The organism is Pedobacter sp. Bi126 (assembly GCF_918698245.1).
GTDB lineage: Bacteria > Bacteroidota > Bacteroidia > Sphingobacteriales > Sphingobacteriaceae > Pedobacter.
On the sequence record NZ_CAKKMS010000005.1, the window covers coordinates 140,547 to 154,674 of the forward strand.

The following is a 14,128-nucleotide window of genomic DNA, read 5'->3' on the forward strand; positions in this document are numbered from 1 at the left end:
TACCAGCGGTGATAAACCGTCCAATTTTATGCAGATACAGGCTAACCGAGTTTTCAAAGTGCTATTAGGCATTGCTTTTATATTTTTAAGCATCACACATATACATGCCCAAAGCATTTCGCTTGCCGGAAAGTGGCGTTTCAAAATTGACGCTAAAGATGAAGGCCTAAAAGGAAAATGGTATTCAACCGTTCTGCCCGAATCCGTTAACCTTCCAGGCTCGATGGCCGAAAATTTAAAGGGCGATGATATTACCCTCAAAACAAAATGGACCGGAAGTATTTACGACAGTTCGTACTTTTTTCATCCCCGTTTAGAAAAATACCGTAAACCAGGTAATATAAAAATACCTTTCTGGTTAACGCCCGCCAAACATTATACAGGCGCAGCATGGTATCAAAAAGATATCCAAATTCCTGCCGATTGGAGGGGTAAAAGACTGGTGTTATCTTTAGAATATCCCCATTCAGAAACAAAGGTTTGGGTAGATGATATCGAAATTGGAACACAGTATACCTTTGTGGTTGCGCAAAATTTCGAGCTCCCGGCAAATTTAAAAGCAGGAAAACATACCATCACTTTATTGATCGATAACCGCATCAAAGCGATAAACGTTGGACAGGATTCCCATAGTTTAACCGATCACACTCAAGGAAACTGGAATGGCGTAGTTGGAAAAATGGAGCTAATTGCCGGTTCGCCAGTGTATTTTGAAGATATCCAGATTTATCCCGATTTAAAGAACAAATCTGCCAAGGTTAAAATCCAGCTTAAAGCCAATGCTAAGCAATCCTCTACCGGGAAAATTACACTTGCCGCTACAACTTTCAATACCAAAAATTTACTTCAGGTTAAGCCTGTAACAGCAACTTACCAAATTACAAATGGTGAGGGTGCTTTGGAAATCAATTTGCCAATGGGCGATAAAATAGCCACCTGGGATGAGTTCGATCCGGCATTGTACCGTTTAACAGCTACTTTACAATCGAAAGATGGCAAAAAAGACGAGAAAAAGGTACAATTTGGCATGCGTGAGTTTAAAGCCGTAGGCAGAACTTTTGAAATTAATGGTCGCCCGGTTTTTTTGCGTGGAACGGTTAACAATTGTGAATTTCCGTTAACAGGTTATCCATCAATGGATGTTGCTGCATGGGTACGCATTTTTAAAATTTCAAAGGCACATGGGTTAAACCACATGCGTTTCCATTCGTTTTGCCCACCAGAAGCTGCCTTTATCGCTGCAGATCAAATCGGCTTTTATCTTCAGCCAGAGGGACCAAGCTGGGCCAATCATGGTTCATCTATCGGAGATGGAAAACCAATCGACCAGTTTATTTACGATGAAACCAACCGCATGACCAAAAACTATGGCAATTATGCATCCTTTTGTATGATGGCCTATGGAAATGAACCGCGGGGAAAACAAGTAGAATACCTTACTAAATTCAATAATTATTGGAAAGCTAAAGATTCGAGAAGATTATATACCGGAGCATCAGTGGGTGGTAGCTGGCCGGTTATTCCGAACAACGAGTTTATGGTGCGTGCTGGTGCCAGGGGTTTAGATTGGGGCAGAAAACCAGAAAGTATTTCGACCTATGCCAAACAGATCGAACAATTTACCGTGCCTTTTGTAGCACACGAAATGGGCCAGTATTGTGCCTTCCCTAATTTCGATGAAATAAAAAAATATACAGGTGTTTATCGTGCGAAAAATTTTGAGATGTTTCAGGAAGACCTTAAAGACCACGACATGGCCGATCAGGGACATGACTTTTTAATGGCTTCGGGTAAATTACAAGCCCTTTGTTATAAAAATGAAATCGAAAAAGCATTACGTACGCCGAATTATAATGGCTATCAGTTATTGTCGCTAAATGATTATCCAGGACAGGGAACAGCACTTGTTGGTGTTTTAGATGCCTTTTGGGATGAAAAAGGTTATATCACGGCGAAAGAATTCAAGCGTTTTTCTAATAGCACAGTACCTTTGCTAAAAGTTTCAAAGTTCGTTTTTACCAATAACGAAACTTTAGCAGCTGCGGTAGAAGTGGCACATTTCGGAAAGGCGCCTATTGAAAATGCAAAACTCTCCTGGACGCTCAAAGATGAAAGTGGCACAAATGTGGCAAAAGGTGATTTCAATCCTAAAACCTTAGCTGTTACCAATTGTATTGCCATCGGAGAAATTAAATTTCCGTTAAATAGTATTACAAAAGCAACAAAACTGAAACTGGAGGTTACCATTGATGGAACCGAATTCGCAAACGATTGGAGTTTTTGGGTTTACCCTGCACAATTGCCACAGGTTAAAAGCAACATATATTATTGCACCAGTTTAGATGAAAAAGCACAGGCCGTATTGGCCGAGGGAGGCAATGTTTTTCTCAATGCAGCTGGCAAAGTGGTAAAAGGGAAAGAAGTGGTTCAAACTTTTCTACCCGTCTTTTGGAACACCTCATGGTTCAAAATGCGCCCGCCTCATACTTTGGGTATTTTATGCGATCCAAAACACGCTGCTTTTAACAATTTTCCGACCGATTTCCACAGCGATATGCAGTGGTGGGAAATCGTAAACAAATCGCAGGTGATGAACCTCGAAGATTTTCCTTCAGGATTTAAGCCAATTATTCAACCAATTGATACCTGGTTTTTGAACCGCCGTTTGGCACTGGTTTTCGAAGCAAAAGTAGGTAAGGGGAGATTAGTGGTTTCGAGTGCCAACCTCTCACCTGATTTAAAAGACGCACCTGCTGCACAACAACTTTATTACAGTTTACAGCAGTATATGATGTCTGCCCAGTTTAATCCCAAATACGAAGTGGCTTTTAATACCGTGAAAGATATCTTCGAAAGTCCATCGAAAATTCAGTTCGATACCTTTACAAAAGATAGTCCTGACGAGTTAAAACCAAAACCAAAAACCAATTAAGATAAGCGAAATACCACCATGAAGAAATTTATATTCAGCTCCGCTATATTGTTCAGCATATCTGTCCAACTTCTTTTGGCACAGAAGATCCCTAATAAAAAAGAGGTTTTAAAAGTATTAAAAGCAACTAATGCTTATTTCATGAATAAATGGCCTGATGCCGGGAAATCAATCATAACCAATAGAGAGCGGCCAAGCAATATCTGGACGAGAGCTGTGTATTACGAAGGATTGATGAATCTTTATAAAATCCATCCAAAAAAAGAATATTACGATTATGCTGTTCAATGGGGTCAAAAGCATAATTGGGGTTTAAGAAATGGTATTACCACAAAAAATGCTGACGACCAGGCCTGTGGGCAGACATATATTGATCTTTACCTGATTGATAAACAACCCGAACGCATTAAAGACATTAAAGCTTCTATTGATCTGGTAATCAAATCGGGCAAGGTCAACGATTGGACATGGATTGATGCGATCCAAATGGGGATGCCTGTTTTTGCCCGACTGGGTAAATTATACAACGATACCACCTACTACAATTACATGTACAAAATGTATATGCATTCCAAAAATACTGAGGGTGGAGGTTTGTACAATGTCAAAGATGGTCTTTGGTGGCGCGATAAAGATTTTGTGCCCCCTTATAAAGAACCAAATGGCGAAGATTGTTATTGGGCCAGAGGAAACGGATGGGTGGTTGCCGCATTGGTGCGCGTATTGGAAATTATCCCTGAAAATGAAGCTCACCGCAATGAATATTTAAAAACCTACCACGAAATGATCAAAGCTTTGGTGCCCATTCAACGTGCTGATGGTTTCTGGAATGTAAGTTTACACGATGCGACGCATTTTGGCGGTAAAGAAACTTCCGGCACTGCTTTATTTGTATATGGCATGGCCTGGGGTGTAAATCAGGGTATTTTAGATAAGGCTACTTATCTGCCTATCATCACCAAAGCCTGGAAAGCCATGACGAAAGATGCTGTTCAAAAAAATGGTTTTATTGGTTATATGCAAGGAACTGGGAAAGAGCCAAAAGACGGACAGCCGGTAAGTTATACCAGCGTTCCCGATTTTGAAGATTATGGTTTGGGTTGCTTCTTATTGGCCGGAACAGAGGTTTACAAGCTTAAAAAATAATTAAAATGAATTTCAGAAATCTAGCTGGCTTATCGGTATTGATGTTGTTGTTCCTACTGCCCAAACAAAATATGGCGCAAGGGGCGGGTATTGCTGTTTCTGAAATTAACAGTGTTTCATCCTTCCCGATTGTGGATGGAGGAAAATCAGCCTCAATTTATATCGACGAAAAAGATGCTGAAGTAGTTGGAATCGCTGCTGAGGCTTTCAAGGATGATATTCACTTATTAACGGGGACAACAGCCTCGGTTTTGAAAAATAATCCTGCTTTAAGTGCTTATCCCATTATTATTGGTACTATAGGGCAGTCGTTTTATATCGATCAGTTAATCAAAGCTGGGAAAATCAACCGCACTGCTTTATCAGGTAAATGGGAAACTTTTTCTGTTTCAGTAATCGAAAATCCGTTAAAAGGCGTAAAAAGGGCATTAGTAATTGCTGGCAGCGATAGGCGTGGGACTGCTTATGGCGTTTTTCAGTTGTCTAGGATGCTCGGTGTATCTCCCCTATGTTGGTGGGCTGATGTGAAACCTGCAACAAAAAAATCGTTATATGTAAAAGCTGGTCAGCCTTTGGTAGAATCGCCATCGGTTAAATACCGCGGTATTTTTATTAATGATGAAGATTGGGGCATCCAGCCCTGGGCTGCTAAAATGATGGATACTGATGTGAAAGATATCGGCCCAAAAACTTATACTAAAATATTCGAGCTGCTACTTAGGCTAAAAGCTAACTACATCTGGCCAGGCATGCATCCTTCAACCAAAGCGTTTTATCATTATGGCAATAATCCCGTAATGGCGGATAAATATGCCATTATTTTAGGTTCAAGTCATTGTGAGCCCATGCTACGGAACAATGTTTTCGAATGGGCTGAGAATTTCGAGCATGAATATGGTAAAAAACCAGGCGAATGGCGCTACGATCTGAATAAAAATGAAATTGCAAACTATTGGACCGACCGTGTAAAACAAGCAAAAAATTACGAATCAATTTATACTGTAGGGATGCGTGGTATTCACGATGGTAGCATGCCCGGACCGAAAGATAAAAATGAAAAAGTGAAATTATTGGGCGAGGTAATTGCAGATCAACGTACCATTCTCAGCAAGAATATTACTAAACCCGTAAGTTCTATCCCACAGATTTTTTGCCCCTACAAGGAAGTATTATCTTTATACCAGGCTGGTTTAAAACTACCTGATGATGTGACCATTGTTTGGGCCGACGATAACCACGGTTATATCCGTCAGCTTTCTAACCCTGAAGAGCAAAAACGCTCGGGTGGAAGCGGGGTGTACTACCATATCTCTTATTGGGGTGCTCCACAAGATTATTTGTGGCTTTCTTCAATTTCTCCATCGTTAATTTCGTATGAGTTAAGCAAAGCTTACCAGTATAAAGCCGACCGACTTTGGGTTATCAATGTGGGTGATATTAAGCCTGCCGAAATGGAAACGCAGTTTGCCATGGATTTGGCCTGGAATGTAAACCAGTGGAAACCCGAAAATGCGAATAAATATGCCGAAAGTTGGGCTGCTGAGACTTTCGGAGCTGAATTTGCAAAACCTATTGCCGAAATAAAAGCTGTTTATTACCGCTTGGCACAGGCTGCTAAGCCTGAGCATATGGCCAGTGTTAATTTTACTGATGCCCAGGCTGAAGAACGTTTGGCTGCATATCAAAAGATTTATGATCAGGCCAAAAGTTTAAATAATCAGATGCCAGCACGTTTAAAAGATGCCTTTTTTGAATTAATCCTGTACCCTGTTGAAGGTGCCTTGCTGATGAACCAGAAGATTTTATATGCAAAGAAAAGTCTGGTCTTAGCCGCTAACGGCGATCAATCGGCTTTAACTTATTCTAAAAAATCAACAGCTGCTTTTGATCAGATTCAGTTGATTACCAAAAAATACAATGAAGAAATTGCAGGCGGCAAGTGGAACGGAATGATGAGCTGGAAGCCACGTGATTTAGCTGTTTTTAAAATGCCAAAAGTGGCCGATGCTGTAACGGCGAAATCATCAGACATTACCGAGAAATCTGAAGATAAAATTATTGTAAGTGCGGCTAAATATGCCGAGAAATCAGTGCCGAAGGGTTTATCTTTACAAACCCTAAAAGGACTTGGTTTAGGTGGCGATGGTATTTCTCTTTACCCTTTTACTTTTAAGCCATTCGGGGAAACATCGCTTCAAAATGCTGCCTTCACTATTTACGAAGTTGATTTTAAAACACAGGGCGAACACCAGATCGAAGTGAAGTGTTTGCCTACCCAGGGCGTTAATAATGGCATTAAAGTGCGTTATGCCATTTCGGTAAACAACGACAAGCCGCAGATCATTAATATTTCTCCCGCTTCAGAAAATAATATCTGGAAACAGAATGTATTACAGGGTTACGCTTCGGGCACAACCAAACACGAGATTAATAAAACAGGTAAATCGACTGTGAAAATTTATATGCTGGATCCGGGCTTGGTAATTAACCAGTTGGAAATACAATAAATATGATGAAGAAACTTTTGGCTTTTGCCCTATCCTTAATTTTTATGCTTGCCATCGCCAGGGCACAAAATATTGGCGATTATAAATCTGGTTTTAAGAAAACGGGCAATACCATTTCATTTTTAACCACAAGGGGAGAAGTGAAATTGGAGTTCTGTACATCAGAAATTTTCAGGATCAGAACCAGCTGGAATGGGAAATTCGAAGCCAAGGAAAACCTGATGGTGATTAACTACAACTGGGCCAATGTAGCGGTTAAAGTTTCGGATAAAAAAGATCATTTCTTGCTTGCCACTTCAAAATTGGTGGTTAAATTATATAAAACCCCTTTCAGAATTGATGTTTTTGACGTCAAAGGTAAATTGCTGAGCAGTGAAGTCAATGGATCAGTAAATAAAGAAAATACGCAGGTTGGGGTAACCAAAAAACTGCAGGCCGATGAACATTTCTTCGGGTTTGGCGAGCGCATGGATTTTATGGATCGCCGCTTTAAAAAAGTAACTTTAAATGTTGGGCGTGGTAAAGGTTTGCCGCATGCCATTGGTGCTTATAATATATTGGAAGCCAACTATTGTCCGGTTCCGTTTTTCATGAGTACAAAAGGTTATGGCATTTTCCTGCATAATTCTTTTGCTACCGAATGGGATATGGGCGCTTCTAAAAAAGATCAGTACAGTTTTAAAGCTGCTGATGGCGAATTGGATTACTATTTCATGTATGGGCCAACTTTTCCGGCTATTTTAGATCATTATACCAGGATTACAGGCAAATCGCCGATGTTGCCACAGTTTGCTTTAGGCTTACATGCAGGTACCTATAGTGGAGGTACATGGGGTTATGAGGCAAAAACTTCCGATCATTATGTGGTTGAGCTGGCAAAAAAATACCGGTCGTTAGGCATTCCAGTTGATCTGCTTTGGTTAGATTCTACCTGGCGTTTATTTGGTGAAAATGGTGGTAAAGGTGCCACTTCTTTCGAATGGAGAGAAACCTTTAAAGATCCAAAATCGATGTTCGATAGCATTTACGCCATGAACTATAAAATGGTTGGATTGCACCTTCGTCCACGGTTTGATAATGCCAAAAAGTTAAACCTGTTAGATCAGGCCAGAGCGCAGGGTTATACTTATCCAGAAAATGGTAAACCCGGCGAATTTGTAAACTTTTTTGATGAAAAGGCCACGCAATGGTGGTGGGACAATGGTGTAATGCGGGTAGCAAAATTAGGCGCTAAATTCTTAAAAACGGATGAAGGTAGTGCGTTTGGATCTTTAGCCAACGAAAGTGAGAAGGTTGGTCCAACAGGGAAAGATGCAGAACGTTTGCACAATCTTTTTCCTATAGCTTATGCCAAAGCACCGTTTTTGGAGTTTGAAAAGTTTAATGGTTTTAGGGGATTAAATCAAACCCGGGAAGGTTATTCGGGCATTCAGCGTTATCCATATATTTTTGCAGGCGATTGGCCTAGCGAATGGCAATACTTTGCTCCGGTAATTAAAGCTGGATTAAATGTTGGTCTTTCGGGCGTAGGTTCATGGGCGCATTGTATGGGCGGTTTCGAACATCAGGCCGATCCGGAGCTGTATATCCGTTGGGTGCAATTTGGGATGTTCAGTCCGATTGCACTTGTTTTTGGGATGGATCATCCCGGTTATAAAGAACCCTGGAAATATGGCGAAGACGCTTTGCGTAATTTCAAAAAATACGATCTGTTGCGTTACCGTTTATTTCCTTATATGTACACCAGTATGCATCAGCAATACGAAACGGGTTTGCCCATGATGAGGGCTTTGGTACTCAACCATCAGGATGATGAAAATGTGTACGAAATTGGCGATCAGTATATGTTTGGCGACAATTTAATGGTTGCCCCGGTAACCACCAAAGGTGCCATTACCCGTTCGGTTTATTTACCTGAAGGTATCTGGTTTAACTATTGGACGAACGAAAAATATGAAGGCAAAAGTTATCACCATGTGGTAGCACCTTTAGATACCATTCCTTTGTTTGTAAAGGCGGGAAGCATTATTCCGATGCAGCCAGAAATGGCCTACAGTGGCGAAAAACCGGTTGATGTGATTACCCTGGATGTTTTTCCTTATGGAACTTCTAAATATGATATGTACGAAGACGATAATTTAAGCGCTGCATACAAAACAGGGAACTTTGCTTTAACCAAGATCACTTCTTCATTAACAGCATCGGATTTAACGCTGAAAGTGGCTAAACCAACAGGTAGTTTTAAGCCAACTAAACATAAATACCTGGCTAAAATACATTGGACAGGAAAGGCAGGTCCTAATGGTGTTTCAGAAAATGGTGCTAAATTGAAAGTTTTAAAAACACCAGATCAATTGGATAAAACTGATGGCTGGTTTTATGATATAAAAAATAAGATGCTTTGGATTAAATCAGCCGGAGATAACAGTGCTGATTTGAGCTTTGTAGTGAATTAATGGGGGGCGTGGAGGAATAATTGAAAAGATGTCATCCTGAGCGTAGTCGAAGGACAATCTTTTCAATTATTTAATGCATAGGTCTTCGACTACGCTCAGACTGACAACGATTTAATTAGCAAATGGTCCGTGGGGACATGGACCACGGAGATTTGTCATTCTGACGCAGTGAAGAATCTCTTATGGGCTGCGGGGCTTGTAGGTTGCATTAAGATTAGCTTCGCTGAGCACTTCGTGGTTCCCGCCTGCGCGGGAATGACGACCTTTTAAACTGAACAATTTAATTAATAAATGGTTCGTGAGGACACGAACCATGGCAGATGGAAGAAATAAAACGGGTTTTAACTTGATAAAATCCTTAAAAAAATAAAATTGAAAACATGAAAATTGCATTCAAAATGAAACTTAAACCAGGTTTTGAAACAGAATATAAAAAACGCCATGATGAGATCTGGCCAGCGTTATCTACTTTGTTAAAGGAAAATGGGATCAGCGATTATTCTATCTTTTTAGATGAAGAAACCAATACACTTTTTGCCGTGCAGCAACAAAATGGAAGCTCCTCGCAAGATTTAGGCAGTACCCAGATTGTGCAAAAATGGTGGGCATACATGGCCGATATTATGGAAACCAACGCCGATAATTCTCCAAAAACATTTCCTTTAGAAATGGTATTCCATTTAGATTAAAAATATGCAATTACAACGATTCTGTTCTGTTCTGCTGTTAAGCACATTAATTTTTAGTTTGACTAAAGCACAAAAGCCTGTTAAAAATACCAGCAGTTGGCCTGTCATCGAAAAGCAGATGAAACCCTGGACCCGCTGGTGGTGGATGGGAAATGCTGTAGACGAACAGAATTTGAACCTGGTTTTAAAGAAATATGCAGATGCTGGCCTTGGTGGTGTAGAAATTACACCAATTTATGGCGCAAAGGGTTTTGAAAAGCAATATTTACAGTTTTTATCGCCGGAGTGGGTGAATATATTGCACCATACGGTTAATAAAGCCAATACTTTGGGCTTGGGTGTTGATATGAACACTGGTACGGGCTGGCCATTTGGTGGTCCGCAGATTAAGCCCGAAAACGCCGCTACAAAACTGATTACCCAACAATATAAACTCAAGGCGGGGGAGAAGTTAACCGAAACCATTAAAGTTAAAGAAGCGAAACAGGATTTCGCGCAGTTACAGGCTTTAACCGCTTACGGCAACAATGGTGAGGTGCTCAATCTGCTTTCTAAAGTTGAGGCTGATGGAACTTTAAATTGGTCGCCTGATAGTGGGAGTTGGGATATTTATGCTGCTTTTGCAGGTAAAACCAGACAAATGGTTAAACGTGCAGCACCTGGTGGGGAAGGTTTTACTTTAGATCACCTCGATAAAAATGCAGTGGATGTTTACCTGAAAAGATTTTCGGATGCTTTTGGAAGCAAACCACAAGGTATCCGGTCGTTTTTTAACGATAGTTATGAAGTTTATGGTGCAACATGGACGCCAACTTTCTTTCAGGAATTTAAGAAAAACAGGGGCTACGATCTGTCCACTCACATTAAAGAATTAACCGGTAAAGATTCTACGAATGCAAATATTGCCCGTTTAAAATCTGATTATCGCGAAACCATGAGTGAACTTTTGCTCCATAATTTTACGCAAAACTGGACCAATTGGGCGCATCAGCTTAAATCGGTGACCAAAAATCAGTCGCATGGTTCGCCAGGCAATCTGCTCGATCTTTATGGAGCAGTTGATATTCCTGAAACGGAAACCTTTGGTTCAAGTTACTTCCCGATTCCAGGCCTTAGGCGTGAGGCTGGAGATATCCGCAACGTAGATCCCGATCCGATAATGAGCAAATTTGCATCATCTGCAGCACACACAGGTGGCAAAAAACTGGCGTCTTCCGAAACGTTTACCTGGCTAACCGAGCATTTTAAAACTTCATTTTCGCAATGTAAACCAGAAGCAGAGCAATTGTTCCTGGCAGGAATCAACCATATTTTTTATCATGGAACCACCAATTCGCCAGCAAATGTTTCCTGGCCGGGATGGCTGTTTTATGCCTCGGTAGAAATGAATCCGAACAATAGTTTGTGGCCACAGGCACAAGGATTAAACAATTATATTGCCCGTTGTCAGTCTATTCTTCAATCAGGAAAGCCAGACAACGAACTTTTAATCTATTGGCCAGTTTATGATGTATGGAACAAGGCGAAAGGTTTAGATATGGCCTTAAAAGTACATGATGTTGATGAATGGCTGCACCCAACAGCCTTTTATAAACTATCAAAAGAACTTTCTAAATCGGGTTATTCTTTTGATTTTGCTTCCGATCGATTATTAAAGCAGTCAACGGTTAACCAAACATTAATCAGTACCAACGCGACTGCTGCGCCATACCAGGTGTTGATTGTTCCGCAATGCGAAATGATGAGCCCGGAAACGCTGGATCAGATGATCAAACTGGCCAGTAACGGAGCGAAAGTCATTTTTCAGGCATTGCCTAAAGATGTTCCAGGATTAAATAATCTGGAAGCAAGGCGTGCACAGCTAAAAGCAACCTTGGCTAAATTGATTTTTACAGATGGCGCAGATGGTATTAAACAGTTTAAGGTTGGGGCAGGAGTGATTTTATTGGCTAACGATGTGCAAAAAGCATTAAATGCAATCGGCGTTAATAGAGAAACTTTAACCGATAACGGGCTAAAATTTATCAGAAGGAAAACAACAACTGGCAAATATTATTATCTGGTTAACCATACTGCTAAAGATATTGATACCGAGCTTTTCTTAAATGAAGAAGGACAGGTTTTAATCATGGATCCACAAAGTTCGAATGTGGGTTTGGCGGCAGTACGCAATAAAAAGGTTCGTGTACAGCTTAAATCGGGAGAGAGTTTGTTTTTAAAGGTTGGTCAGAATGGAACCAGCTCACCTTGGGTTTATCTGAACAAAGCTGTTAATACGATCAATCTTAACCAACCATGGAATTTACATTTTACCGAAGGTGGACCGGAGCTTCCTGCAGATCAGCAGTTAGCTAAACTGGTAAGCTGGACTACTTTAAACGATCCTAAATTACAGGCCTTTTCTGGTACTGGTGTTTACACCTCGAGTTTTAATCTGAGTTCGAAAACAGCCAAAGAATATGTGTTAAACCTGAGCCAGGTAGATGAGAGTGCACGTGTATGGATCAATGGTCAGGAAGTGGGCATTTTATGGAGTATCCCTTTTCAGGCCCGTGTTGGCAAATATTTAAAAGCAGGGTCTAATACCATTAAAATTGAAGTGGTTAACCTGATGGCGAACCGCATCCGTGATATGGATATCAAAAAAAACCAATGGCGGAATTACCACGAAATCAATTTCGTAAATATTAACTATAAGGATTTTGATGCATCAACCTGGAATGTAATGCCTTCAGGCTTAATCGGCCCGGTAAGCATTACAGCTTTTAACTAATCATACACTGTCATTCCTGCGCAGGCGGGAATCTTAAAGCTTTGCACCGCAATATGTATTTTATCATGAAAAAACTCCTTATACTCGCTTTGTTTACCGCCATTGGTATAAATGCCATGGCTCAAGATTATATCATTACAAAATTTGGTGTCAGATCAGATAGCACTAAATTAAACACGAAAGTTATTCAGGCTGTAATCGATAAAGCCTATCAAAAAGGAGGAGGAACGATTGTAATCCCTAAAGGTGTTTACCTTAGCGGGGCACTTTTTTTCAAGCCTAAAACTAAGCTGTTGTTACAAGAAGGTGCTGTGCTTAAAGGATCTGATAACATAAAAGATTACCCTTTTATTCCGTCGCGTATGGAAGGGAGGAGCCTTAAATACTTTGCGGCATTAATTAATGCGACAAAAGTAGATGGTTTTAGTATTTCAGGTCCGGGAACTATTGATGGAAATGGCCTTAAATTCTGGAAAACATTTTGGGCACATCGCGATTCGCTTAAGAAATTAGGAAGGGAATCTACAAACCTTGAAGTTAGCCGTCCACGGTTACTTTTTATCTGGGGATGCAATAATGTGAATATTAAGGGGGTAAAATTGCGTAATTCTGGATTCTGGACCACCCATCTATACCAATCTAATCATGTATTAATTGAGAATTGTGATATCCGTTCGCCGTTTCGGCCAGTAAAAGCACCAAGTACTGATGGCATTGACATTGATTTTTGTAAAAATGTAACGATCAGGAATTGTTATATCTCTGTAAATGACGATGCCATTTGTATTAAAGGCGGTAAAGGACCCGATGCACAAAAACTGCCAGAAAATGGTGCTGTTGAAGATATTTTAATTGAAAACTGTACTATTGGCGAAGCACATGCTACTTTAACCATGGGAAGCGAGTGTATTCATGCACGCAATATTACCATGCGAAACTGTAAGGTAGAAAATAACTGCCCGATTTTAAAAATGAAAATGCGTGGAGATACTTTTCAGCTTTACGAAAATATTACGGTAGAAAACATTACAGGAAAATGCGGCGCAATTATCGACTTAAATCCTTGGAAACAGTTTTTCGATTTGGCAGGTAGCACGGCGAAGCCATTTGGGACAATCAGAAACATCAAGATCTCAAACATTAAAGTAGAAGCAACAAAATTCGGCGAAATGGATGGGAACCCTGAAGATAAGGTATCTGGTTTTCTTTTTAAAGATTTGGAAGTAACTACAAAAACACCTTTTTTGAAAAACAGGTATCAGGATGTTAAAATTGAGAACGTAATGGTAAATGGAGCGCCATTAGTCGTTAAACCTTAGTGACAGACTTCAATGACATTTAAACAGAATATCAATTTACTGTTCCGAAGCACAAATAGGTCCTACGGAAGTAGAATGAGTATGCTTTATCCTCGGTCTGTGTCCTCACAGAACGAAAAAAATATATTTAGGTGGTCTGTGGAGACACAGACCACGGCAACTTTTACTATTGCTTGCGCTCGTTTCCAAACGAGTGCATAAATAGCATTACGATTACATCGTTATAAACGATTGTTTTGGTCTGTGAGCCGCCGACCAAGAGAAAAATACTTCTTTATTTTCCTGCTTTCAGTGTTTCCATGGCAA

7 protein-coding genes are annotated in these 14,128 nt (G+C 40.3%); all 7 read left to right on the plus strand.

What is annotated here, in order from left to right; all coding sequences use genetic code 11:
* Positions 1-28: 28 nt before the first annotated feature.
* Positions 29-2,932, plus strand: a complete 2,904-nt coding sequence (locus LQ201_RS19270; protein ID WP_230144920.1) for a sugar-binding domain-containing protein — start codon at positions 29-31, stop codon at positions 2,930-2,932.
* An 18-nt stretch (positions 2,933-2,950) separates the two neighbouring features.
* The gene (locus tag LQ201_RS19275) at positions 2,951-4,078 is read left to right on the plus strand and encodes a glycoside hydrolase family 88 protein (protein ID WP_230144921.1); all 1,128 of its coding nucleotides are present in this window, start codon (positions 2,951-2,953) and stop codon (positions 4,076-4,078) included.
* A 5-nt stretch (positions 4,079-4,083) separates the two neighbouring features.
* Positions 4,084-6,585 carry a glycosyl hydrolase 115 family protein gene (locus LQ201_RS19280; protein WP_230144922.1) on the plus strand — a complete coding sequence of 834 codons (2,502 nt, stop codon included), beginning with the start codon at positions 4,084-4,086 and terminating at the stop codon, positions 6,583-6,585.
* Positions 6,586-6,587: 2 nt separating this feature from the next.
* Positions 6,588-9,041, plus strand: a complete 2,454-nt coding sequence (locus LQ201_RS19285; RefSeq protein WP_230144923.1) for a glycoside hydrolase family 31 protein — start codon at positions 6,588-6,590, stop codon at positions 9,039-9,041.
* Between the two features lie 380 nt (positions 9,042-9,421).
* Entirely contained in the window at positions 9,422-9,730 is a 309-nt protein-coding gene (rhaM, locus tag LQ201_RS19290; RefSeq protein ID WP_230144924.1) for an L-rhamnose mutarotase, read from the plus strand.
* A 4-nt stretch (positions 9,731-9,734) separates the two neighbouring features.
* Positions 9,735-12,503, plus strand: a complete 2,769-nt coding sequence (locus LQ201_RS19295; RefSeq protein ID WP_230144925.1) for a glycosyl hydrolase — start codon at positions 9,735-9,737, stop codon at positions 12,501-12,503.
* Between the two features lie 65 nt (positions 12,504-12,568).
* A complete protein-coding gene (locus LQ201_RS19300; protein ID WP_230144926.1) occupies positions 12,569-13,822 on the plus strand; it encodes a glycoside hydrolase family 28 protein in 1,254 nt (417 codons plus the stop codon).
* The last annotated feature ends 306 nt before the right edge of the window (positions 13,823-14,128 follow it).